Source organism: Vibrio sp. M250220 (assembly GCF_036533795.1).
Taxonomy (GTDB): Bacteria; Pseudomonadota; Gammaproteobacteria; order Enterobacterales; family Vibrionaceae; genus Vibrio.
The window spans coordinates 114,145-139,152 of record NZ_JATABI010000003.1 but is presented as its reverse complement, the minus strand read 5'-3'; the positions used below and the strand labels follow the sequence as shown (position 1 = coordinate 139,152).

At 44.6% G+C, this 25,008-nt stretch carries 26 protein-coding genes; 23 read left to right on the top strand and 3 right to left on the bottom strand.

The annotated features are described in order from the left end of the window. Positions 1-44: 44 nt before the first annotated feature. The 9 genes from iscU (at position 45) to fusA (ending at position 8,109) form a co-directional block, all read left to right on the top strand. On the top strand, positions 45-428 hold the full coding sequence (gene iscU / locus QTN94_RS02230) for a Fe-S cluster assembly scaffold IscU (protein ID WP_138970401.1): 384 nt from the start codon (positions 45-47) through the stop codon (positions 426-428). 68 nt (positions 429-496) lie between these two features. Then, on the top strand, positions 497-820 hold the full coding sequence (iscA, locus tag QTN94_RS02225; protein ID WP_038139847.1) for an iron-sulfur cluster assembly protein IscA: 324 nt from the start codon (positions 497-499) through the stop codon (positions 818-820). Between the two features lie 58 nt (positions 821-878). Continuing rightward, positions 879-1,394, top strand: coding sequence for a co-chaperone HscB (gene hscB, locus QTN94_RS02220; protein ID WP_331426708.1), 516 nt, complete (start codon positions 879-881; stop codon positions 1,392-1,394). Between the two features lie 18 nt (positions 1,395-1,412). Beyond that, a complete protein-coding gene (gene hscA / locus QTN94_RS02215) occupies positions 1,413-3,266 on the top strand; it encodes a Fe-S protein assembly chaperone HscA (protein ID WP_138970403.1) in 1,854 nt (617 codons plus the stop codon). A gap of 11 nt (positions 3,267-3,277) precedes the next feature. Next, a complete protein-coding gene (fdx, locus tag QTN94_RS02210; protein ID WP_269377734.1) occupies positions 3,278-3,616 on the top strand; it encodes an ISC system 2Fe-2S type ferredoxin in 339 nt (112 codons plus the stop codon). 50 nt (positions 3,617-3,666) lie between these two features. Further along, positions 3,667-3,861 (top strand): Fe-S cluster assembly protein IscX, encoded by a 195-nt coding sequence (iscX, locus tag QTN94_RS02205; protein ID WP_138970405.1) that lies wholly within the window; start codon positions 3,667-3,669, stop codon positions 3,859-3,861. A 150-nt stretch (positions 3,862-4,011) separates the two neighbouring features. Then, positions 4,012-5,310, top strand: a complete 1,299-nt coding sequence (gene pepB, locus QTN94_RS02200; RefSeq protein WP_331426706.1) for an aminopeptidase PepB — start codon at positions 4,012-4,014, stop codon at positions 5,308-5,310. 58 nt (positions 5,311-5,368) lie between these two features. Then, positions 5,369-5,794, top strand: coding sequence for a nucleoside-diphosphate kinase (ndk, locus tag QTN94_RS02195; protein WP_331416466.1), 426 nt, complete (start codon positions 5,369-5,371; stop codon positions 5,792-5,794). A 227-nt stretch (positions 5,795-6,021) separates the two neighbouring features. Continuing rightward, positions 6,022-8,109 (top strand): elongation factor G, encoded by a 2,088-nt coding sequence (gene fusA, locus QTN94_RS02190; RefSeq protein ID WP_331426704.1) that lies wholly within the window; start codon positions 6,022-6,024, stop codon positions 8,107-8,109. 155 nt (positions 8,110-8,264) lie between these two features. Here fusA and QTN94_RS02185 read toward each other — a convergent pair whose 3' ends face one another. From QTN94_RS02185 to QTN94_RS02175, 3 genes are all read right to left on the bottom strand, one after another. Then, positions 8,265-9,164, bottom strand: a complete 900-nt coding sequence (locus tag QTN94_RS02185) for a LysR substrate-binding domain-containing protein (RefSeq protein ID WP_269377729.1) — start codon at positions 9,162-9,164, stop codon at positions 8,265-8,267. Positions 9,165-9,272: 108 nt separating this feature from the next. Continuing rightward, positions 9,273-10,958: an AMP-binding protein gene (locus QTN94_RS02180; RefSeq protein ID WP_331426703.1), complete on the bottom strand. Its 1,686-nt coding sequence runs from the start codon at positions 10,956-10,958 to the stop codon at positions 9,273-9,275. Between the two features lie 131 nt (positions 10,959-11,089). Continuing rightward, positions 11,090-11,827 carry a helix-turn-helix domain-containing protein gene (locus tag QTN94_RS02175; protein WP_331416470.1) on the bottom strand — a complete coding sequence of 246 codons (738 nt, stop codon included), beginning with the start codon at positions 11,825-11,827 and terminating at the stop codon, positions 11,090-11,092. Positions 11,828-12,281: 454 nt separating this feature from the next. Between QTN94_RS02175 and QTN94_RS02170 the strand changes: the two genes are divergently transcribed. The 14 genes from QTN94_RS02170 to QTN94_RS02105 all read left to right on the top strand — a co-directional run bounded on the left by QTN94_RS02170 (position 12,282) and on the right by QTN94_RS02105 (position 24,979). Continuing rightward, on the top strand, positions 12,282-12,470 hold the full coding sequence (locus tag QTN94_RS02170) for a Flp family type IVb pilin (protein ID WP_138970412.1): 189 nt from the start codon (positions 12,282-12,284) through the stop codon (positions 12,468-12,470). A 284-nt stretch (positions 12,471-12,754) separates the two neighbouring features. Beyond that, positions 12,755-13,273 carry an A24 family peptidase gene (locus tag QTN94_RS02165; RefSeq protein ID WP_331416471.1) on the top strand — a complete coding sequence of 173 codons (519 nt, stop codon included), beginning with the start codon at positions 12,755-12,757 and terminating at the stop codon, positions 13,271-13,273. Between the two features lie 15 nt (positions 13,274-13,288). Then, on the top strand, positions 13,289-14,635 hold the full coding sequence (locus QTN94_RS02160; protein ID WP_138970414.1) for an AAA family ATPase: 1,347 nt from the start codon (positions 13,289-13,291) through the stop codon (positions 14,633-14,635). Further along, positions 14,632-15,375, top strand: a complete 744-nt coding sequence (gene cpaB / locus QTN94_RS02155; protein ID WP_331416472.1) for a Flp pilus assembly protein CpaB — start codon at positions 14,632-14,634, stop codon at positions 15,373-15,375. Before QTN94_RS02160 ends, cpaB begins: the two co-directional genes overlap by 4 nt. An 8-nt stretch (positions 15,376-15,383) precedes the next feature. Beyond that, positions 15,384-16,841, top strand: coding sequence for a type II and III secretion system protein family protein (locus QTN94_RS02150; RefSeq protein WP_331426702.1), 1,458 nt, complete (start codon positions 15,384-15,386; stop codon positions 16,839-16,841). A gap of 9 nt (positions 16,842-16,850) precedes the next feature. Beyond that, positions 16,851-17,114, top strand: coding sequence for a hypothetical protein (locus QTN94_RS02145; protein ID WP_331426701.1), 264 nt, complete (start codon positions 16,851-16,853; stop codon positions 17,112-17,114). An 18-nt stretch (positions 17,115-17,132) separates the two neighbouring features. Next, positions 17,133-18,368, top strand: a complete 1,236-nt coding sequence (locus QTN94_RS02140; RefSeq protein WP_138970418.1) for a pilus assembly protein TadG-related protein — start codon at positions 17,133-17,135, stop codon at positions 18,366-18,368. After that, a complete protein-coding gene (locus QTN94_RS02135; RefSeq protein ID WP_138970419.1) occupies positions 18,365-18,808 on the top strand; it encodes a TadE/TadG family type IV pilus assembly protein in 444 nt (147 codons plus the stop codon). Before QTN94_RS02140 ends, QTN94_RS02135 begins: the two co-directional genes overlap by 4 nt. Next, a complete protein-coding gene (locus QTN94_RS02130) occupies positions 18,805-19,290 on the top strand; it encodes a TadE/TadG family type IV pilus assembly protein (protein ID WP_138970420.1) in 486 nt (161 codons plus the stop codon). The genes QTN94_RS02135 and QTN94_RS02130 overlap by 4 nt, the downstream gene beginning before the upstream one ends. Before the next feature lie 9 nt (positions 19,291-19,299). Further along, positions 19,300-20,520: an AAA family ATPase gene (locus QTN94_RS02125; protein WP_331416476.1), complete on the top strand. Its 1,221-nt coding sequence runs from the start codon at positions 19,300-19,302 to the stop codon at positions 20,518-20,520. Between the two features lie 28 nt (positions 20,521-20,548). After that, a complete protein-coding gene (locus QTN94_RS02120; protein ID WP_138970422.1) occupies positions 20,549-22,039 on the top strand; it encodes a CpaF family protein in 1,491 nt (496 codons plus the stop codon). Between the two features lie 11 nt (positions 22,040-22,050). Beyond that, a complete protein-coding gene (locus QTN94_RS02115) occupies positions 22,051-23,019 on the top strand; it encodes a type II secretion system F family protein (protein ID WP_138970423.1) in 969 nt (322 codons plus the stop codon). Between the two features lies 1 nt (position 23,020). Then, positions 23,021-23,962: a type II secretion system F family protein gene (locus QTN94_RS02110; RefSeq protein ID WP_138970424.1), complete on the top strand. Its 942-nt coding sequence runs from the start codon at positions 23,021-23,023 to the stop codon at positions 23,960-23,962. A 9-nt stretch (positions 23,963-23,971) separates the two neighbouring features. Further along, on the top strand, positions 23,972-24,979 hold the full coding sequence (locus QTN94_RS02105; protein WP_331426700.1) for a tetratricopeptide repeat protein: 1,008 nt from the start codon (positions 23,972-23,974) through the stop codon (positions 24,977-24,979). Positions 24,980-25,008 lie beyond the last annotated feature (29 nt).

The window sequence follows — 25,008 nt, the reverse complement described above, 5'->3', positions numbered from 1 at the left end:
AGGTTATTCCCAGGAAATAGATAGAGGATTCGAGGTAAATTATCATGGCATACAGCGAAAAAGTAATTGATCACTACGAGAACCCACGTAACGTTGGTTCATTTGACAAAGAAGACCCATCGGTAGGTAGCGGCATGGTTGGTGCTCCTGCGTGTGGCGACGTAATGAAGCTTCAAATCAAAGTAACACCTGAAGGTATTATTGAAGATGCGAAGTTTAAAACATACGGTTGTGGTAGTGCGATTGCATCTAGCTCACTGGTTACTGAGTGGGTTAAAGGTAAGAGCATTGATGAAGCTGCGGCGATTAAAAATGCTGAAATTGCAGAAGAGCTAGAACTTCCACCGGTGAAAGTACACTGCTCAATCCTAGCGGAAGACGCAATTAAAGCAGCGGTAGCTGACTACAAGAAAAAACACCAACAATAAGTAATCGGTATATAATAGGAGGTTCATCCTCCTATTCCATTCGCAATATAGACAAACTAGGGTGCAGTATGGCCATCACAATGACAGAAACCGCGGCGAGTCGCGTTAAAACATTCTTAGAAAACCGAGGCAAAGGCATTGGTTTACGCTTGGGTGTGAAGACGACAGGCTGTTCTGGAATGGCGTATGTACTGGAGTTTGTTGATGAGCTTAACGAAGAAGATTCAGTCTTTGAGCACGACGGCGTAAAAGTGATAATCGATCAAAAAAGCCTAGTGTATTTAGATGGCACTGAATTGGATTACGTTAAAGAAGGCTTGAATGAAGGGTTTGAATTTAATAACCCAAATGCGAAAAGCGAATGTGGTTGTGGTGAAAGCTTCAACGTTTAATTGATAGTCCCTGTGGGCGTTCAGGTCCACAGGGTTATTGCCAAGGACCGAACTCTCCATGAATTACTTTGAATTATTTGGGCTACCAAGTCAGTTTCAACTGGATGGTAGCCTTCTTTCTTCACAGTTCCGTGAACTTCAAAAACAGTTCCATCCCGATAATTTTGCCACGGCTTCAGAACGAGATCGTCTCATGGCGGTACAAAAAGCGGCTGAAATTAACGATGCGTACCAAGTGCTAAAAAAGCCAATCTCACGCGCTGAGTACTTGTTGGCGGAGAATGGTGTTGAGATTCGAGGTGAACAACAAACACTGCAAGATCCTATGTTTCTTATGGAACAAATGGAATTGCGTGAGGAACTTGAAGAGATTTCAGTAAGCTCGGATCCTGAAGAAGCTCTGTTCGACTTTGAATCTAAAGTGAGCAAAATGTTTAAGCAGCAGCTTACAGCTGTAGAGCAGGAGCTTAATGACTCAGACTGGCAGCAAGCGGCTGACCGAGTCCGAAAGTTAAAATTTATTGCCAAACTTCAAAACGAAATAGTACTAGTGGAAGACAAACTCCTCGGCTAGTGAAAAAAAGGACCACCCATGGCACTACTTCAAATTGCAGAACCGGGTCAAAGCTCGGCACCCCATGAGCATAAACTGGCAGCTGGTATCGACTTAGGTACGACTAACTCGCTAGTTGCTTCTGTGCGTAGTGGTGATGCTGCAACATTAAAAGATGAACATGGCCAGAGTATCTTACCTTCGGTAGTGAACTATTCTGGAGATACACCTCAAGTGGGTTATGCAGCTAAAGCGAAAGCAGAAGTGGACCCTGTAAACACTATCATCTCCGTAAAACGCTTACTGGGTCGCTCTCTAGAAGATATTAAAAATCGTTACCCAAGTTCTCCGTACCAGTTTAAAGCGAGTGACAGTGGTTTACCTATCATTCAAACCGCGAGCGGCGACAAAAATCCAATAGAAGTTTCTGCTGACATTCTAAGAACCTTAGGTCAGCGAGCTGAGCAAACATTAGGTGGCGAGCTTGCGGGTGTGGTTATTACTGTTCCAGCCTACTTTGATGATGCTCAGAGAGCGGGTACCAAAGACGCGGCTAAGCTCGCTGGCTTACACGTCCTTCGACTGCTTAACGAACCAACAGCAGCTGCGATCGCTTACGGTCTTGATTCAGGACAAGAAGGTGTTATTGCGGTTTATGACCTTGGTGGTGGTACGTTTGATATCTCGATTCTTCGTTTATCAAAAGGTGTCTTTGAGGTTTTAGCTACGGGTGGTGATTCGGCGTTGGGCGGTGATGATTTTGACCACTTGTTTGCTGACTACCTCATCGAAAAAGCAGGTTTGACGACCCCTTTATCTGCCGAGCACAACCGTATTGTGTTAAACGTAGCGACTCAAGCAAAGATCGATTTCTCTGCACGAGAAAGTGTTGATGTTGAAGTGCTGGGGTGGACTGGGACGGTTAGTCGTCAAGAATTTGAAGCTCTGATTCAGCCGTTAGTTAAGAAAACGCTGATGTCATGCCGTCGTGCATTAAAGGATGCAGAAGTCGATAGCGATGATGTTCTGGAAGTGGTGATGGTTGGCGGATCTACTCGCGCATTGCTGGTTCGTGAAATGGTGGGTGAGTTCTTTGGTCGTTCGCCATTGACAAGCATTAACCCTGATGAAGTTGTAGCGATTGGTGCTGGTATTCAAGCGGACATTCTCGCGGGTAACAAACCTGATTCAGAAATGCTATTGCTGGATGTTATTCCACTATCGTTAGGCATTGAAACAATGGGTGGATTGGTTGAGAAAATTGTTCCACGTAATACCACCATTCCTGTTGCACGAGCACAAGAGTTTACGACCTTCAAAGATGGTCAAACTGCTATGAGTGTTCATGTTGTACAAGGTGAGCGCGAAATGGTCGATGATTGTCGTTCACTTGCACGTTTCTCTTTGAAAGGTATTCCGCCAATGGCAGCAGGTGCTGCGCATATTCGTGTTACCTACCAAGTTGATGCAGATGGCTTACTCTCGGTTACCGCCATGGAGAAAAGCACCGGTGTTCAGTCGGAAATCCAAGTGAAACCCTCTTATGGATTGAGTGATGATGAAGTCGCCACCATGCTACGAGACTCAATGACTTATGCTAAAGAAGACATGCAGGCTCGTGCTTTAGCAGAGCAGCGTGTTGAAGCTGACCGCGTGATTGAAGGTTTGATTGTTGCAATGCAGGCTGATGGTGATGAACTCCTTTCTGAGCAAGAACGACAAGTACTGCTTCAAGCGATTGAGACACTCATTGAGCTACGAAATAGCGACAGTGCTGATGCAATAGAACAAGGTATCAAAGATACTGACAAGGCGAGCCAAGACTTCGCTTCTCGCCGTATGGATAAATCGATTCGAGCTGCACTGTCAGGTCAATCAGTAGATGATATTTAAGAGATAGAGTTATGCCTAAGATTATCGTATTACCGCATGAAGATTTGTGCCCAGAGGGCGCGGTTTTAGAAGCCAAGACAGGTGAAACGGTCCTTGATGTTGCGCTAAAAAACGGCATCGGTATTGAACATGCGTGTGAAAAATCATGTGCTTGTACTACATGTCATATTGTTATTCGTGAAGGTTTTGACTCTTTAGAAGAGAGTGATGAGCTTGAAGACGACATGCTAGATAAAGCATGGGGTCTTGAGCCTGAGTCGCGCTTAGGTTGTCAGGCAAAAGTCGCTGATGAAGATTTAGTTGTTGAGATTCCTAAATACACACTAAACCACGCATCGGAAGACCATTAATCGTCTCAACCCGACCACCCATCGTAACGCTATAGTAAGGAAGGTAAGTAATGAAATGGACAGATTCTCGCGATATTGCTATTGAGTTATGTGATAAGTTTCCTGATACAGATCCTAAAACCGTTCGTTTTACGGATTTGCACCAGTGGATCATGGAACTTGATGACTTTGATGATGAACCAAACCGTTCGAATGAGAAGATACTGGAAGCTGTGATCCTATGTTGGATGGATGAAATGGATTAACCCTAGCGGTAAACCCCTTTCAGTTAACAAAATTTACTAAAAAAAGCGGACCTTATGGTCCGTTTTTTTATCAATTTCACATTAAAGTGTTAACATCCAGTGGTAAATAGAAGAAGGCGTAGACAACGCCAGTAAAGACAAGGAGAAACCATGTCTAGACAGATGTCATTATTTCTAAGCCAAGAAGCTGCAGCCCCTCAATGGGGAGCTAACGCGATCGTTTCATTTTCTGATCACGGTGCGACTATCCACCTCGTTGAAGAAGACGATCTTGGCACGATTCAAAAGGCGGCTCGTAAACTTGATGCTCAAGGCGTGACGTCTTTAACTCTCGCTGGTGAAGGTTGGAACTTGGAAAACGTTTGGACGTTTCACCAAGGTTACCGCGGCCCTAAAAAAATTAACCAGCTTGCATGGCAAGAACTTGCACAGGCGGATAAAGTAGAGCTAGAAGCGCGTATCAAAGCGACCGATTTTACGCGTGATATTATCAACAAGACTGCGGAAGAAGTGGCGCCTCGTCAGTTAGCGACTATGGCTGCTGAGTTTATTAAATCTGTTGCTCCAGAAGGTACAGTCACGGCTCGTATCGTAAAAGATAAAGATCTGCTAGCGGAAGGTTGGCAAGGTATTTATGCGGTCGGACGCGGTTCTGAACGAACCTCTGCAATGCTTCAACTTGACTTTAACCCAACAGGTGATGAAAACGCCCCTGTATTTGCTTGTTTAGTTGGTAAAGGGATTACGTTTGATTCAGGCGGTTATAGTATCAAACCATCGGGTTTTATGACTGCGATGAAAGCGGATATGGGCGGTTCTGGTACCATCACAGGTGCTTTAGGCTTAGCCATCATGCGTGGCCTAAACAAACGTGTAAAACTCATTCTTTGTTGTGCAGAGAACATGATCTCTGGTCGTGCGCTTAAACTTGGCGATATCATCACTTACAAAAACGGTAAGACTGTTGAGATCATGAATACTGATGCTGAAGGTCGCCTTGTGCTTGCGGATGGACTAATCTACGCGAGTGAACAGAACCCACAACTGATCATTGACTGCGCAACCCTAACTGGAGCTGCGAAAAACGCTTTGGGTAATGATTACCATGCGCTAATGAGCTTTGATGACGAACTGTCTCATCAGGCACTCACAGCCGCTCGTGAAGAGAACGAAGGTTTGTGGCCACTGCCGCTTGCAGAGTTTCACCGAAGCATGTTGCCATCTAACTTTGCTGACCTGTCAAACATCTGTAGTGGAGACTACTCACCAGGTGCTAGCACAGCGGCGGCATTCCTGTCTTATTTTGTGCAAGATTACAAGAAAGGCTGGTTACATTTCGACTGCGCTGCAACGTATCGTAAAGCGGCAACAGATAAGTGGGCCGCAGGTGCAACAGGCGTAGGGGTACGTAGTTTGGCTGCTTTGCTCATGCAGCAAGCGAGCAAATAACATTAAGAGGCCGCAGAGCCTCTTCTATTAAAACAAAGATAAAACGAAAGGATACCTTATGGCTCTTGAAAGAACTTTTTCTATCGTTAAGCCCGATGCAGTAGAACGCAATCTCATTGGTGAAATTTATCACCGCATTGAAAAAGCAGGTCTACAGATCATTGCAGCTAAAATGGTTCGTCTAACTGAAGAGCAGGCGAGTGGCTTTTATGCAGAACATGAAGGCAAAGCGTTTTTCCCTGCACTGAAAGAATTTATGACTTCTGGACCAATCATGGTTCAAGTACTTGAAGGCGAAAATGCGATTGCACGCTACCGTGAACTTATGGGTAAAACTAATCCAGAAGAAGCAGCATGTGGCACCATTCGTGCTGATTACGCTGTCAGCATGCGCTATAATTCAGTTCACGGTTCAGATAGTCCGGAATCAGCAGCTCGCGAAATCGAGTTCTTCTTCCCAGAGTCGGAGATTTGTCCTCGCTAAGCTAAGGACAATAGCAAAATATGAGGTGCTGCTTGTTACCGAATGAGCAGCATTTTTATTCTGAGAAAGCTTAATCAATACCAGCAAATTTACCATTTAGTTGGTGAATTAACTGCTAATATTGGTGAGACAAGTTTTTTTTACATACAGCGCACGCAAGGGTATCAGTCTTGACAGATTGTGATATACTCTGCGCGCAATTTATACCTTATTAACAGAGTAAGACAATGGCAGATTTATCGAAATACAGAAACATTGGTATTTTCGCGCACGTTGATGCGGGTAAAACTACCACCACTGAGCGTATCCTGAAGCTTACTGGTAAAATCCACAAAACTGGTGAAGTACATGACGGTGAGTCTACTACTGACTTCATGGAGCAAGAAGCTGAGCGTGGTATCACAATCCAGTCAGCAGCTGTAACGTGTGAGTGGAAAAACCACCGTCTAAACGTTATCGATACTCCGGGACACGTTGACTTTACAGTTGAAGTATACCGTTCACTTAAAGTACTAGATGGTGGTATCGGTGTATTCTGTGGTTCTGGCGGTGTTGAGCCTCAGTCAGAAACTAACTGGCGTTACGCTAACGAATCTGAAGTATCACGTATCATTTTCGTAAACAAACTTGACCGTATGGGTGCAGACTTCTTCAACGTTGTTGAGCAAGTTAAGAAAGTACTAGGTGCTAACCCACTAGTTATGACTCTGCCAATCGGTCGTGAAGATGATTTCGTTGGTGTTGTAGACATTCTAACTCGTAAAGCGTACGTTTGGGACGAAACTGGTCTTCCAGAAAACTACGAAGTTCTAGATGTTCCAGCAGACATGGTTGACGATGTAGAACAATACCGTGAAGAAATGATTGAAACTGCTGTTGAGCAAGATGACGAGCTAATGGAAGCTTACATGGAAGGCGAAGAGCCAACTATCGAGCAAATCAAAGCTTGTATCCGTAAAGGTACTCGTGACCTAGCGTTCTTCCCAACATTCTGTGGTTCTGCATTTAAGAACAAAGGTATGCAACTTGTTCTTGACGCTGTAGTAGATTACCTACCAAGCCCAACAGAAGTTGAACCTCAAGATCTAACTGATCCTGAAACAGGTGAACCAACTGGCGAAAAAGCAATCGTTGATGCTGATCAGCCACTAAAAGCGCTAGCATTCAAGATCATGGATGACCGTTTTGGTGCACTAACATTTATTCGTATCTACTCTGGCCGCATGAAGAAGGGTGACACTATCCTTAACGCTGCGACAGGTAAGACTGAGCGTATCGGCCGTATGGTTGAGATGCAAGCGAATGACCGCACAGAGATCACTGAAGCTCAAGCTGGTGACATCATCGCTGTTGTAGGTATGAAGAACGTTCAAACAGGTCACACTCTATGTGATCCTAAGCACGAATGTACTCTAGAACCAATGATCTTCCCAGAGCCAGTAATCTCTATCGCTGTTTCTCCGAAAGACAAAGGTTCTACAGAGAAGATGGGTATCGCTATTGGTAAGATGGTTGCAGAAGATCCATCATTCCAAGTTGAGACTGACGAAGATTCAGGCGAAACTATCCTTAAAGGTATGGGTGAACTTCACCTAGACATTAAGGTAGACATCCTTAAGCGTACTTACGGCGTTGAGCTAGAAGTAGGTGCTCCACAGGTAGCTTACCGTGAAACTATCACTCAAGCAGTTGAAGATAGCTACACGCACAAGAAGCAGTCTGGTGGTTCTGGTCAGTTCGGTAAGATCGATTACCGCATCAAACCAGGTGAGCCAAACTCTGGCTTCACGTTCAAGTCAACTGTTGTAGGTGGTAACGTTCCTAAGGAATTCTGGCCTGCAGTAGAGAAAGGCTTCGAAGGCATGATGCAAACTGGTGTTCTAGCTGGCTTCCCTACGCTAGACGTTGAAGTTGAGCTATTCGACGGTGGCTTCCACGCAGTTGACTCATCTGCAATCGCATTTGAAATCGCAGCGAAAGGCGCATTCCGTCAATCAATGCCTAAAGCAGGTGCACAGCTTCTTGAGCCAATCATGAACGTTGACGTATTTACTCCAGATGACCACGTTGGTGATGTTATCGGTGACCTTAACCGTCGTCGTGGTATGATCAAAGACCAACAAGCTGGTGCTACTGGCGTTCGTATCAAAGCTGACGTTCCTCTATCAGAAATGTTCGGCTACATCGGTACGCTACGTACAATGACTTCTGGTCGTGGTCAGTTCTCTATGGAGTTCGCACGTTACGCAGCTTGTCCATCAAACGTTGCTGAGCAAGTAATCGCAGAAGTTAAAGAGCGTAACGCTAAGAAGTAATTCTTATTGTTAGCTAAATAACTTTAAAGCCCCAGTCGTAAGACTGGGGCTTTTTTATATAGGGTAACGTGCTCCTAGCGCTTAGTTTCCCAGCCTACCTTGGGCTACGGCTATCAATGATGCCAAAACCTAACGAATGGCTCTCTTTTTGTTGCTTAGCCTGCTATTTCGCTATGTAGCCAGTTTGCAAAAGCAGCGATTCGATTTCGTCGAGGGGACTCATCATTGTAGAACAGGTTGAATTGGATGCCTGGGGTCATACCAATATCAAATGGCTTAATGAGTAACCCTCTCTCTACATAGTCGGCGGCGAGTGAGTCTGAGGCTAAACAAGCGCCATGACCAGCCATAACCGCATTCATCGCATGATCGAAGGTACTGACATCCATCCATCTCACCGACTCTTTGTTCATCTCAACACCGGCTTCGGCAAACCAAGCTCGCCATGGGTAACCTCCTGATTCATAGTGAATCAACCAGCAACCAAGTAGCTGTTCGGGCGTCGATAAGTTGATTGTTTTCGCTAGGTGGGGAGAACAAAACGGGTAGATCGTTTCTTCAAATAGAAACTCTTTATGTAGCTTGTGGTTGTCACTGACGTCGAGAGTATCGCCTTGCCATATAGCTAGGTCGGCATCACCCTGTTTTAGTTTGGGAGCGTCGCAACTGGTAATGATACGAATAGGGATACTTGGGTATTGAGTAGAGAATTTCCATAATCGCGGTAGTAACCAACGAGACGCAAATGACGGCGTTGAACTAACGCACAGCAAGCCTTCAACAGGCTCGCTCTGGATTTGATTCAGACCACTGATAATAGTTTCGAAGCCTTGAGAAACATGTTTAAACAAGATTTTTCCTTGTTCGGTTAAACGCATTTCTCGGCCATCACGGACAAATAGCTTACAGCCTAACCCATCCTCTAATTGGCGAATTTTTTGGCTCACAGCAGCCTGACTAATAAAAAGCTCTTCGGCTGCTCGGCTATAACTATTGAGCCTTGCCGCGACTTCAAAGTAGCGCAATCCTGGCAGGTGATGCAACCTAGCATCCATATACTGTCCCTATGTATTCTTGTGGCAAGTGAGCATCATAATCGCTTTACTTTATGCCGAAAAGTAAAAAGGAGAGCGTAGGCTCTCCTTTTAAATATCAGTACAAAACTACTCTTCCCACACGACAAGCTGACCTTTAGGCCAGTTGTGCCCAATCTCGTGGTATTTTTGCTCAAGAACATGACGTTTAATTTTCAAAGTCGGAGTCAAGATACCATTCTCAATGCTCCACGGATCTTTGATCATTAAGACGCCTTTTATCTGTTCGTGAGACTCTAGCTCGGCGTTCATTCTCTTGATGACTTTTTTCGTCGTACGTTCATAACGGGCACGATCAAAATTAGGGAAATCATGAGGAACCACAAGCAAAATTGGCGCTGGAAGTCCCAGACCAATCAGACACATCATTTCTATACGGCTGTACTCGAACAGCTTTTTCTCAATTGGAACAGGGGCGACAAACTTACCTTTAGCTGTTTTAAAGGTATCTTTTTTACGTCCCTGAATGTTTAAGTATCCTTCGCTGTCTATAGAACCAATATCACCAGTGTGTAGCCACCCTTCCGAGTCAAATGACTCTTGAGTCGCGATGTCGTTCTTATAATAGCCGGAGAATAAACCTTTTCCTCGGACCATGATTTCATTGTCTTCGGCAATTTTCAGTTCAATACCGGGCCCTGCATTACCAACACTACCGATTTTGTCTGCACGGAATGGGTAGTTAAGTGTGCTGTAGGCAAACGACTCAGTCATCCCCCAAGCTTCTGTGATGTTCAGGCCGACGCTGTGGTACCACTCAAGTAACGCCGGAGACACAGGGGCAGAACCACAACCTAGCACGCGTGCTTTGTCCAGACCGAGTCCATCTGCGAGTTTCTTCTTAATCAAAGAGTTAACAAATGGAATTTTGAGCAAGATGTTCAGTTTTTTCTGCGGCAGTTTATCTTGAATACGCTGTTGGAACAGGGTCCATAGTCGAGGCACTGAGATAAACAATGTGGGTCTTTGCATTTTTACATCTTCGATAAAAGTATCGAGAGACTCAGGGAAGGCAGTCTGAACTCCCCCCATGATCGAAGAACCGAAAATATAGACTCGCTCTGTAATATGGGCGAGTGGTAAATAGGAGAACAGACGATCATTCTCTTGAATACCGATGTGATTGATGAGTTGTTGGACCGACCAACTAAACGCGCCATAAGTGAGCATTGCGCCTTTAGGTACCCCCGAAGTGCCGGAAGTATAAACTAACGACATCAATTTATCGTCGTAATGCTCAGGACGATACTGGCTTGGTTCACAATCAGCGATCAACTGTTTAAATTGGTATTGGCAACTTGGTGCAGAGTCATACGGCAGAGCGATGGTGATAAGGTCAGGCATCGTGTCGATCACTTGCTGTGTTGCTGCTGCATCATCAAGCTTACCGCCAATCAGCGCTTTACTTTCACTGTGCGTCAGACAGTATTCGATGGTATCAGCACCAGCGGTTGGGAAGATCGGCACGCTGACAAAGTCACCAAGCGTCATGGCTAAATCACAGATAAACCATTCGGCACAGTTTTTTGATACCAGTGCAACTTTGTCACCTGGCTGGATACCCAAATTATTGAGTGCTGTGACTAGCTTTAGTGCTTGATCGGCAACTTCCGCGTAGGTGAACTCGATAAACTGGCGGTTGATAATTTGTTTAAGATAAACCTCATTAGGGCGCTCCGCTGCCCATTTTAGGATCATCTCGTTGGGTGGTGGGAGAGCACAGGTTGGTTTGCTTAACTCGTTAGGCTGAATCATTCTCTAACTCCGTGTTATTGGCAAAATTATGGTTATTTTTGTTGTTAATAGATTGTTAACTCTAGCATGGTAAATAAATAGGAGGAAAGCACTAAGAGTAAGTTTAGGAGTTTCTTGTGACCAGCGCGTGATTAGTGAAGTTGACGATAGACTGCAGGGCTAATCCCCGTCTTTTTTTTGAAAATGCGGGAGAAGTAAGAGACATCGTTATAGCCGCACTGGAAAGCGATAAAAGATATTTTCTCTTTGCGCTCATTGGTTAGCAGCTGCTTAGCGAAATTGATTCTTTTGAGTGTCAGGTAATCCCGGAAACTGACTCCAATCGTTTTGTGAAAAAACTTAGAAAAATACGTCACTGAGTAGTGACAGTATTCTGCTACGTCCTCTTCTCTAATCGTTCTTGAGAGGTTCTTATCGATATACCTCAGCATTTCAACCAGATCTTTGTTGATATGTTTTTGTTGATGGTTCTCTACTAACTTATGGATATTAAGGATTTCTTGGTGTTTTGAAAACTGGTAGTAGACCTGCTTATTGAGTTCATCACTCCAAGCCCGAGAGTCATCGTGATTGAGGTTAAAGGTTGAATAAACCACATCCAATTCAGCAATTTCTTGGGGGAGTCCATTGTCGTATACCACGATTAGATTTTTATCTAGGTTTTGACAAAGCTTTGCGGCAGTCAGAAACAGTGAGTGAAAAGAGGCTTCGTAACAGAAAAAACAGAAATGTATTTCAGATTCACTAAGGACAGACACATCATACCCATAGTCGAGAATATGAAAGTATCTTTCCAGATCTCGAACGATATCTTTGGCGATGTACGTCACCGATTGTCCGAGCCAGTAACCTTTGTGCAACACATCCACTGTGTAAAGTCCTTATTTTGTTTTAGTTTTAATCACACGAACTGTACCAATTAGCTTAGTATGTTAATTGATATTAACCAAGCTTCTTATTGGGCGACTGAATGATTAGTCGGTGTTTTAATGTGATTAATATCACTTAAGTGCAGTGGTCGGCTTTCTGTCAAGTATCAAAAGTGAGAATGGGTGGCTTTAGTTGAGTGGCTATATAGTAGTAACTAAAAAGTGCTTTGTAAGCGCATTAAATTAAAAAGAAAGTATATGAAGGACTATTCTTTGAATAAATAGCCTAATTTTAGAATTTGCTTATTTGACGAGCGGATGTACTTATTTTTTCTGATAGTTAATGGCAAAAAAGTACCAAAGATAGCCAAAATAATCCTAACTGTTATTGCTCAAATAAATCTAAATTATCAATAAGCGAAATGGCTTAATGAACTTTGGAAGGAGACAAATCATGAGCAAGCTTATTAAAAATATTTCTGAATTTATGAAAGACGAAGAAGGCTTAACGGTTGTGGAGTACGTTGTTGGTGCAGGTTTATTGGTAGCCGGTCTAGCAGGTATTTTTGGTACTTTCAGTTCTGCACTAGAAGCACAGCTAGGTACAGTTCTTGATAATGCGCCAGATGGTTCAGGTAACTAATATACCGACATAAACGCATATCCTCGCCTATAGTTGATTAAGAATTAAGTTGCCCATAACTGTGTTGTGGGCAACTTCCTTTTGTTCAACTTGGAGGTTTTGGCTATGTCTTTCATTAGTTTCTTTAGGGATTAAGAGGGGTTAACCGTCGTCGAGTATGTGGTAGGTGCGGGTTTATTGGTGGTTGGTTTTTCGGGGATATTTATTGTGTTCGGAGAACTGTTATCTCAACAATTTGGGTCTATATTTAGTGAGTAGGACTGACTAATTTTGGGGACAGTTAGATGGATGTTTTTATTTGGATCGTGCTATTTGCCATAGCCGTTTCTGATGCAAAAGAGCACCGAATACCTAACTCATTATTATTAGTAGTTCTTTTTGTTAGCTTTATTAATAAGGCTGTTGTCCTTCAGGACTATAATTTCCTACTCTGGTCATCTGTTAGTGGCATTACATGTTTTGGCGTTGCTTTAGTTTTTTATTTTTTAAAAGTGATGGCTCCCGGTGATGTAAAACTTTTGGGTGTCGTGGGTTTTTGGCTTGGCAGTGGGCATATTTTGGGAGCGGTTTATTGGATTGCAGTTGCAAGCGTAGTTATTGGCCTCTTCTATGCCTTTCTTCGCCTCGCAGAGTCACCTAACCAATTCAAATCGTTACTAAACAAATACTCGATCTATGTCATGTATGGTTCTTCGGGCAGTAAAGCTTTAACCAGCCCAAACGGTAGCAGAGGACGATATCAAATGCCTTTTGCGCCAGTCGTTGTTGTTGGAGTAGCGCTTTATTTCTATTTTCTGAATTAATCACAAGGAGTGTTTATGGTTCAGGCAATGTCCAAGGTTCAACATCGAACAGAGTTGACGCCGCAAGCTCCGCAACCCCCTGTGCCAACAAGCTTCGACGACTTAGGAATACCCAAAGCGGTGGTCGAAAATCTGGTCATCAAACACATTGCCGCCTATCCCAAGTCTGACATTCTCCAATTGACCAAGTTGTTATGTATCAATAGTCATATGATTGAGGATGTCATCGCAGGCCTAAGAGCAAAGTCAATGGTCGAGGTTTTTCAAGCTGCTTCCTCAACGTTTTCCACTCAATCTACCGGACATGTGCGCTATGGTTTGTCAGAATCAGGCATGCAGGAAGCCGATACCGCTTTTGTAAAAGATGCCTATTTAGGCCCAGTACCCGTCTCTTTGAATCAATATTGCGAAATGGTCAAGGCGCAGGACGTTCGAGCTCAAATGGTTAATCGAGCCGATGTCGAATATGCACTCTCGGATGTGCTGGGCGCTCATCGTATGGTCGGGGTTTTGGGGCCTGCGATTAATTCTGGTCGGGCGTTGTTGCTTTACGGCAGTGCAGGTTCAGGTAAAACCTTTGTCGCGACAAAAATTCTTAACTCACTCAACACTTCGGTTTACATCCCTCACGCTGTCTTCGCCGCGGGTAACATCATCAAAGTCTTTTCGCCTCAGCATCACAAGAGGGTATCCAGCTCAGATATTCAGTCCATCACGTTTAAAGAACAATTTGACCGCCGCTGGTGCCTTTGTGAACGACCCAGTATCCAAGTCGGTGGGGAATTAACCATGGACATGCTGGAGGTCAACCACAGCGAGCACAACAAGGTATGGATGGCTCCGCTACAGATGATGGCGAACAACGGAATTTTTATTATCGACGATTTGGGCCGCCAGCCGATGCCAGTTGATACATTGCTGAACCGATGGATCGTACCGATGGAATATTTCTACGACTATCTGAACTTGCCCAATGGTCAACAGATCTCAATACCTTTTATCCTCACTCTTGCCTTTTCTACGAACCTAGATCCGGAAAAGATCAGTGACCCGGCTTTTTTACGTCGACTTGGCTACAAGATTCAGTTTGGTCCTCTACTCGAAGAAGAGTATCGCGAACTGTGGGGCATTATTGCGAAATCTAAAAATCTGACCCTTACCCAAGGGTGTTTTGAAACTTTATTTGACTTACATCGTCAGCATGACGTGGGCTTTTATCCTTGTTTACCAAAAGACATTGTAGGGATCAGCCGAGATATCATCGTATTTGAAGAAGTTGAACCTGTTATCTCCTCTGAAATCGTAAGCCGTGCGTGGGAAGTGTACTTTACAGCTGATGGCAAAGGAGGAGGTGCTCGATGAGTCGAAATCAAGTCATATTACTTCTTTTACTCTCCATTGCGTTTGGTTTAGGAGCCGTGTTTTTCGCCAAAAAGTGGATGGACAACCAATTGCAGCCTCAAACTGAAGTAGAGGTGGTCGAGCGAGAGCCGGTGATCATTGCCTCTCAGGAAATACTCGCAGGGACGGTTATTGAGGAGCAACACATTACCAACAAGTTGCTAGAAAAAGCGTGGCGCTCTGAATCTCAATTTACATCGGCTGAAGAGTTGATCGGGCAAGTTGTTGCGAGCAATGTTTATCCGGGCGAGATAATCCATGTTAGCCGTCTAGCCAATCAGGGAGAGGGTTCAACGTTAGCATCTCTAATCCCAGAGAATAAACGTGCTGTGACTATTCGGGTAAACGATGTCATTGGTGTTGCGGGCTTCTTGCTGCCGGGCAATAAGGTGGATGTGTTAAATACGATTAAATACGGAAAAAACTCGGCTAATACCGTAACAGTGCTCAAAGAAATCAAAGTATTAGCTGTTGACCAAACGGCGAGAACCAAAGAAAACAAGCCAATTATCGTAAGGGCTGTGACGTTAGAGGTGACACCTAGTCAGGCCGAAAAGTTGTTGTCTGCCCAAAGTCGTGGAGACATACAGTTAGCATTACGTAATCCTCATGAAGAGGAAAAAGTGGTCAAAAAATATGTTGCCCCTAGTGTCACCATTATTAAGGGCACTGAATCCAGCAATATCCGTGTCAGGGACTGAGGTGAGCTATGAATAAAATAATAACACTGTTTTTTATCTTGCTGCTGTGCAGTGGTGTTACCTATGCGGCTTCACAATCAGGGAAAGTGGTCAAAGTTCCCCACCATAAATCCACACACGTAACATTAGCTGGCAAAGCAAAGCGTGTTTCATTGGGTGACCCGGATGTGCTTGATATCGTGATGCTCAAATCCGATGAGCTGTTTTTGATTGGTAAGAAGCTTGGATCGACCAACCTGATGGCTTGGGATAGCCGTGGCCAACTGATTGAATCCATCAATATTGAAGTCACTCATGATTTAAACAGCCTCAAGGCCAAACTCTTTGAGTTTTTACCCAATGAAACCATTGAAGTGCACAGTGCCCAAAACCGATTGATTCTGAGTGGGCAGATAAGCAATCAAGCGGCAATGAATATTGCTTTGAGAGTGGCAGAAACCTACTCCGCTGGACGAGAAGCCGACAAGGAAAATGAGTCTCTGAGTAAGCAAGTTGATAAAACTGGCGTGATAAATCTGATGACGATTGGTGGTGCGCAGCAAGTCATGCTTGAAGTTACCGTTGCTGAAGTTCAGCGCAGCTTAGTGCGTAAGTTTGATGCTAACTTTGCTTTCTTCCAATCCAGCGGCTCTAAGTTTAAATGGGGCGGGGCATCTACCGCAGCTGGTATCGCGGGTGCGACGCCAATTTTTGAGATACCGACATCTGGTGATTACGGGATTTTAGGCTCCTTTATTGATGGCAATACCTTATTTAGTTTCGCCCTCGATGTCGCCCGACAAAACGGCACTGCGAAGGTATTGGCTGAGCCCAATTTGACTGCGTTGAGTGGCTCAAAAGCGGAATTTCTAGCTGGGGGTGAATTCCCAATCCCAGTACCGGATGATAAAGGTATAACGATCGAGTACAAAGAATATGGTGTGGGTCTGAAGTTCATCCCAACCGTGTTAAGCGACAAAAAAATTAATCTTAACTTAGCGGTGGATGTGAGTGAAATTGCCAACAGTTCTTCGCTGACTTTGTCTCCAGGTAGTACCAATAGCACCTACGTTATCCCTCCCATTACGCGTCGCAGTGCTTCGTCTACTCTTGAGCTAGCGGATGGACAGACGATTGGTATCGCTGGACTACTGAGTGAAAATGTACGTGATGTGGCGAGCAAGATGCCCGGTTTAGGCGATATTCCGATCTTGGGGCAAATGTTTAATAGCCAAGAGTATGTTTCAGGTGAAACTGAGCTGGTTATTTTAGTGACACCAAGGCTCGCGCAGCCAATTGACCGAAACAAGGTCACTCTGCCGACTGACTCTTTTGTCGAACCCAATGATTTTAAGTACTACTTACTCGGTCGTGGTTCGTATATCGCGCCTGTCAAGAAAACACCCAAAGCACAACCTGCCGATGAACAAGAGTATGTTGACCGAAGTAAAGGCGGCACTGAAGGCACATTTGGACATAGTTTGTAGGAGAGCGATATGAAAAACGTAATAACTATAGCGATTGTTGTTTGTTGTTCCGCTCTGCTTCTCGGCTGCGCGAATAAACCGCGTTTAGGGCACCATGTGGCCAAGGTAAAAACACAACAAACATACAATCAAAATGCATCTCAAGAAAACTTGGGAGTCATTCCTTCGGGTAGTGGTGAACGAATGGAAAGTGCCTATCAAGTCTATACAGGCAAACGGAGCTCCGACTTAGGAGGCACTGATAGTCAAGTTTTGCAGGGGTTTGCTAATTAGACCCTAAGGATGGACGCAATGAGGTTGCCAAGAGAGCGAATAGGTAAATATTCGCGACAAAGGGGCTTGGTTTTGGTCATGGTGACGGTAGCGATGCTTGCTTTGGTAGGCGTCGCTGCCTTGTCTATTGATGTAAGCCATGCTGTGCTAAATAAAGCGAGATTGCAAAACAGTGTCGATGCTGCTGCGTTAGCTGCCGCCATTGTCATGGATAGCGAAGGGACAAATGCCCAAGCGACCACCGCGGCCAACTCAACATTGAATAACGTCGCCGCGGCTACTGGCAACTCCGAAATGGACTTCTCCAATGCGACCGTCACAGTAGAGTATTCAAACGATCCCACCATATTTCCTCAGTCGAGTGGCTATAACGCGAACTTGGATACTTATGTTCGTGTCACTGTAAGTGCATACTCGCTTGATAATTTCTTTGCTTACCTATTTGGCGTCGATAAACAGTTAGTATCGAGCGCGGTGGCAGGACCAAGCCCGGGTATTGATGTGGTCAATGTTGTGCCTATGGCAGTATGTGAAGGTGATTCAGGCACTGGAGGTTCGACTGGCTACGATACAGGAGAACTCTACGCACTTAAAATTGCCGAACAGAATCAGAGTGATATGGGATCGGGTAATTATCAACTGCTTGACTTTGGTTCTGGTGCAGACACGGTGAGAAAAGCTCTCGCTGGTGGTTATGAAGGAAGTGTTGGGGTAGGTGATACCGTTATAACCAAACCCGGCAATACGATAGGTCCGGTAGGCCAGGGGCTAAACACGCGTTTTGGTGCTTATAGCGGTGGTGGGCTATCTGCCAGTGATTTTCCTTCAGACATCTACGTAAAGGAACCGGACACCAAAGCGACTTTAGATAATGATGGCAATATCGTTTACAACGATGAGAGTGTTGAAGGTGAGCCGTGGGGATACGAAGATTATAACGATGCGTTGCCGGATTGCTCAGGCGATCCAGACTGCAAAATGGACTCAGGCGGACAGCATGATCGACGTATTTTGGTCGTTCCAATTGTGGACTGCACGGGAGCCAGTGGTGGGACAAGCAGCTTTACCGTTACTGCATTAGGGTGCTTCTTTATGCTGCAAAAAGCACCGACCTCCAATAGCGGTAAAGAAGCCGTGTTTGGGGAGTTTATTTCTGACTGTACTGCGTCGGGCGGGAATCCAGGTCAAGATTCTAGTAATGAAGGTCCTTATACCATTGTCTTGTATAAGGATCCGGGAGGGGATGAATCATGAACAAACGCGATAGGAATCACTCCCGAACAACAGGATTGGCAGCAGTGGAAATGCTGATTGTTCTGCCAGTATTAATGATGATTTTAATGTCGATTGCTGAGTTTGGTAATGCGTTTGTTCAATATACAAACTTAACCAAAATGGCTCAGAGCGGAATTCGTTATGCAACCGCTGGTGTAACTGGTACATCAAGCTATGACCAAATCGCCGATGTCGATGAAATTAAAAACATGGTCGTTTACGGTAAAACTGTTGTGGGGGACGGGGCTGTATCTTTGATGAGTGGCATAGACACGTCAGATGTCACTGTATTACATGAGAATGGTTATGTCACAGTCACGATTAATCATACTTATGTTCCGGTTATTACTGAGTTTAGCTCGACGCTCAATTTTGCAGTGCCTTTAAATGCTTCGGCAATGATGAGGACTGCACCATGAAGAAGCAAAAAGGTCTATCGATCATAGAATTTACCTTGGTCTCAACCGCGTTGTTATTGGTAATTTTTGCTGTGATTGAGGTAGGGCGTTACATCTATTCATTGCAGATGGTTAATGACATGACACGAATCGCCGCGCGTTTGGCGGTTGTTTGTAAAGTTGAGGATAAAGCCAATATTCCAGCCTTAGCGGTAGTCAGCGGAGCGCCGTATGGTTTCTCTGCTAGCAATCTGACCATTGAGTATCTCGATGCTTCGGGGAATGTTATTCAAGGCACTCTGACAGATGATGCAATCTTTCCTACAATTGAATATGTGAGGGCTAAAGTCGTTGATTTTGAATATCAATTTACTGGCTTGCTCAGTTTCATCAACTTGACAGGAGGCCTGTCTGTTCCGGAGTTTGAAACGACTCGACCAAGGGAAAACCTAGGTCATCACAGAGAGACCCCCTTTAATGAAGAAAATAGCACGGACTGCTAGGAGAACGAGATGGGAGAAGCAGTGACGCTAACGACTCATGGTGACCAACCCATAAGACTGAAAACAAACTTAACTGTTTGGGTATTCTATTTATCTGACGCCTTTCACCTTCATATCAGTCATGAGCTGTCAAAGTGCCCTAGTGTCAGCTTTGAAATGATTTCGTTCCATGGTCTGGTGGTAGGTAATCTTGCACACTTCTCTCCACCTGATCTTATTTTTGTAGAGACGGGGCCGAATTGGGCACAAAAAATTGTTGAGCTTCAACAGTATGAGGGGCCAGAGCATGCTACTGGCCATGAAGCGTCATTGATTGTTTTCGGCAATGAGAATGACAATGGCGCACTAAAAATCGCTTTACGCATTGGAGCCGCAGACTTTATTTCCGACAAGGCGACCTTGGGGGATCTGATTCCGCTACTTAGGAATGTTGCTGAAGAAAAAGTGGCAAGCAGAAACCTTGGTGAGCTGCTTGTATTTATGAATACTAAAGGTGGTGCGGGTGCATCAATGTTGGCGCTCAATACCGCCATTACGATTGCAGAACAGAACCCAGATAATGTTCTATTTGTTGATCTAGATACTCAGTTTGGCGTGATAGAAGATTATCTTAACGTTTCTTGTACTTACGGTCTCACAGATGCCATCGCGAATCTTTCTGATTTGGATGAAGTCTCTCTGGGTGGGTTAGTCACTAAGCATGAATCTGGTCTGCACACTATCGGTTTTAAACGTGAAAATAGCCATGAAAATTTCGAAAAAGCCCCTCAACTCAATAAGTTAATCCCTATCTTACGTGAAAGATACCCATACATTGTGATCGATTTATCTCGCGGGCTTGATCGGATGTTTGGTTCGGTTATCTCACCCGCGACGAAACTGTTCTTGGTGACTCAACAAAACTTAGTCGCGATTAAAAATACGACGCAGATTATCAAAGTGCTGACGTTCGAGTTTGGTGTCTCTAGAGATCAAATGGAAATTATCGTCAATCGTTATGAGAAGCGACAGTCGATCAAATTAAAAGATATTCAAGAAACCATAGGTGGCATGAAAATTCACACCATACCTAATGAATTTAAAGTTGCGCTTGAAAGTGCCAACTTAGGCCGACCTTTTATTCTGTCCAAAAAAGGCAGCGCAATTTCCAAGTCAGTTCAACGATTAGCACACTCTTTAGTTCCGGATAAGGAGAGTGAGAAAGGTTGGTTTAAGAAAATGTTCTCCTAACAAAGCTTGATAATAACAAGGGGCTAATATGTTCTTTAAAAGGAAAAACATAAACCCGGAGCTACAAAAGAAAGTGGTTGAAGCTGAGGAGCGTCAAATCCAGCAAGCGAATCAACGACAAGAGGCTGTGACTACAGAGCCACAAACAAGTCAAGTGGTAGAAGAAAAGGCGGCTGAATCTTTTCAAGAAAGAAAACGTCGCGAGGCTGAAGCGAAAGGTCATGCCGTTGAAGAAGAGAAGAAGCAACTCGAGCTAGAGCTTTCGGTTAAACATTATTATCACCAAATGTTGCTTGAAACGCTCGACTTAGGCTTGTTGGCGAGCTTGGAAAAGGAACGTGCTAAGTCTGAGTTGCACGACGCCGTTGTACAGCTAATGGCGGAAGACCAAACGCACGCATTGAGTGCGGAAGGACGTAAACGGGTAATACAACAAATCGAAGATGAGGTTTTTGGTTTAGGTCCTCTTGAGCCACTGCTCAAAGACCCGACTGTGTCGGATATTTTGGTGAATGGACCTAAGCACGTCTTTGTTGAGCGACGTGGTAAGTTGGAATTAACTCCTTACACCTTTCTTGACGAGCGACATCTTCGCAACATTATTGATAGAGTCGTGAGTCAGGTCGGTCGACGTATTGATGAAGCATCACCTATGGTCGATGCTCGTCTGACTGACGGGTCACGTGTAAACGCCATTATTCCACCTCTTGCGCTTGATGGTTCATCAGTGTCGATTCGCCGCTTTGCGGTAGAGAAGTTGAATATGGATAACCTGCTCAACTATAACTCTCTGTCTCCCGAAATGGCTCAGTTTGTTGAAGCAGCGGTGCGTGGGGCGATGAATGTACTCATCTCAGGTGGTACCGGTTCAGGAAAAACCACCACACTTAATATCTTCTCGAACTTTATTCCTTCTGATGATCGTATTGTGACGATAGAAGACTCGGCAGAACTTCAATTGCAACAACCTCATGTCGTTCGACTAGAAACACGTCCCGCTAACCTTGAAGGCAAAGGGGAGATCACCCAGCGAGATTTGGTGAAAAACTCACTGCGTATGCGCCCCGACAGAATTGTACTGGGGGAGGTTCGTGGTGCTGAGGCGGTTGATATGTTAGCTGCGATGAACACTGGCCACGATGGTTCGTTAGCGACAATACATGCCAATACGCCACGCGATGCTCTCTCTCGGGTAGAGAATATGTTCGCGATGGCGGGCTGGAATATGACCGCCAAAAACCTACGCTCTCAAATTGCGTCGGCCATTCATTTGGTTGTGCAAATGGAACGTCAGGAAGACGGTAAGCGACGTATGGTCAGCATTTGTGAGATCAACGGCATGGAGGGTGAAATTATTACCATGTCGGAGATTTTTAAGTTCCAACGTAGAGGAATGGATGAAGAAGGGAATGTCTTAGGACACTTTACGGCGACGGGAGTCGTGCCGCAATGTCATGACCAGCTCTCTAAAAAAGGCCTTCATCTTCCTTTCGAAATTTTTAATGAGTCACACTCATAGAAGGGGGCATTATGCAGCAGGATGCGACACTCTTTTTTGTCTTACTTTTCTTCGCAGTGGTGTTTATTTCGCAGGCGCTGATTCTGCCTGCAGCAGGGAGTAAAGCAAAGCATAAAGAGTTATCAGAACGATTAAAGGAGTCCCAGTCTAAATTAGATGAAGAGGCACGTTCACTGCTTCATGAACATTACTTAAAAAGCCTGACCCCTTGGGATCGTCGTTTAGTAAAAATTGAGGCACTGTCGTCACTCAAGAAAATGATTGAGCTGTCTGGATATGACTGGAGTTTAACTCAAACCCTACTCATTACATCTATCTCGTCGGTTTGTTGTTTTTTTATCGCGCTGTTTATTGGTCAACCTCTTTATGTCGGGATCGCAGCGATTATTGCGGTTTGGATGTGTCTATATTTTTGGTTAGGTAAGAAGATTTCAGATCGCTTGGCGGCCTTTGAAGAACAGTTGCCTGAAGCCCTAGATATCATGCGTCGTATGTTACAAGCGGGTCAGCCGGTCACCCAGGCCTTTAATGAGGTGGGGTTGGAAATGCCTGCACCAATCGGAGTTGAATTCAAAAACACGTTCAATTTACTCAATTACGGCTATGACATGCGGATGGCGATCATGCAGATGGCGGAGCGTACACCAACGGTTTCCATGCTCGCGTTTTCCAGTGCGGTTTTGTTGCAAAAAGAAACTGGCGGTAATCTATCGGAGAACCTTGAGAAAGTATCAAGAGTGCTGCGGGCACGTTTTAAGCTGCAAAGAAAAATCAAAACCTTGTCAGCGGAAAGCCGCCTGTCGGCGTGGATATTGGTTCTTTCACCTTTTGTTCTGTTCATTTTCCTCAGTGTGATTAACCCTGGCTATGTCGAGCCGCTCTATACCGACCCAAGGGGAATGAAACTTGTGAGTGGGGGTGTCGTTAGTCTATTTTTTGGTTCACTGTGGATCAGAAAAATCATTAACTTCGAGGTGTGATATGGACTCTGTACTGACCTTTATTTCGTCCTTTAACCTTGATGAACAGACTGTTTTTTTAGGCTTGATCCTATTGGCAACCGTGTTGATCATTTTCACTCTATCGCTGTTACTCGTCGGCTCAAAATCGCCGTTAAAAGCCAAACTTAGCCAACTTAAAAGTACTAGTGGTGTCGAAAAGCAGCGGACAAAACGCTTAGAGAATACTTTAGAGTCGCTTGCACCAGCCATGAAACCTTCCAACTCTAAAGAGAGTGAAAGCATTCGTGAAAAGCTGATGCATGCGGGCTATCTTGATGCGAGTGCGCTCACTATCTTTTATGCAATTAAAGCGTTGTCGTTAGTGGTAGGGCTACTGATGGCGGCAGGATTCTTCTTCTTTGCTCCAGATATGCCAATGCGTAACCTTGCCATGATTGTTAGCGTTGGTGTCGGCATGTATGGACCGAATATTGTGCTCGGATATATGGTTGATAAGCGGCAATCAAAGATTCGCAGTGGGATTCCAGATGCCTTAGATTTATTGGTTGTGTGTACTGAGTCTGGGTTAGGGTTTAACGCTGCTCTTCGCAGAGTCGCGGATGAGTTGACCATATCGCACCCTGAATTTGCTGATGAACTGGATACCGTATGTGTCAAAGTAAAAGCAGGGGTCGAATTGTCGGATGCGTTTAATGACTTGATTCATCGGACGGGGCTGAAAGAGATCGCTGGTCTGGTGACTATGTTGGCTCATGCATCAAGAATAGGCGGTAGCTTGTCACAAACGTTACGTGAGTATACTGAAGACTATCGAGACAAGCGTAATCAAGAAATCGAAGAGGTTGCAGCTAAGATTCCAACGAAAATGATTTTTCCTCTGTTGATCTTTATTTGGCCTTGCTTCTTTATCGTTGCAATTGGTCCGTCAATGCTGCTCTTCACTGCATCTATGGGAAAATAAGGACGGACTATGAAAGGAATTCAACTGGTTGTATTCGCTTTATCTGCGATATTACTTTCCGCATGTGCCTCTAAAGAGTCGAGCTTAGACACTTCTCTCTATGATGGTAAACCTATCGACTCACTTTCGTCAGAAGAACCACCGACGACAGAGAAAGAGGCCATCGAACGGGGTGACAAGGCGCTGAGTGGCGGAAACACCGATTTAGCCTTGTATGAATACATTCGCTCTCTTTCGTTTGAAAACGGTCAGTATAGAGATCGTTCACTGTTCAACATTGGTCGTATACACCAATCTAGAGGGAACTTAGCGCTGGCTGAAAAAGCCTATCTGATTGCGATTGAGGAGAATCCCAACAATATCCAAGTCCTTGAACAGCTTGGTATCCTCTACAGTCGCAATGGAGATATTCAGCAGGGTACCAGCTATTTTATGCGAGCAGTCAATGCGGATCAGGTGAGGTTTAATAACAACAAGACCTTGAGTAACACTGACCTAAGTACGGTGGAAGCCGTCAATAAGCTTCAGGTTGATAGTTACTCGCCTGAATATGCCTTAATGGGGTTGGGGGTTATCGCTGACTTGGACAAAAACCACGAATTGGCTCAAGCCTTCTATAAGCAGGCGCTCAGTATTGATCCTGACTCGGTGAAAACCTTGACCAATGTTGGATACTCTTTCTATATGGCAGGGGATTATCGCAAAGCCCAGCGTTTCATTATACAGGCATTGGATAACGAGCCCAATAATGATAAAGCTTTGAATAATTTAGCGTTAATTTATCTAGCTAAAGGTGAGATTAATCGTGCTCTGAACGTATTTTCTCAGCATATGACGAAACCAGAAGCGTTAAATAATGTGGGTTATTTCCTTACCCTTCAGGGTAAACCAGAACAAGCGATTCCATATCTCCAGCAGGCGATTGATTCGAGACCGACTTACTACAAAGTCGCTAATGAGAATCTAGAAAAAGCCCTTGCTATGGTTAGGGAGGAGAAAGCTAGACAAGATCAATAGAAAAGGGGGAGCACGCTCCCCCTTTTCTC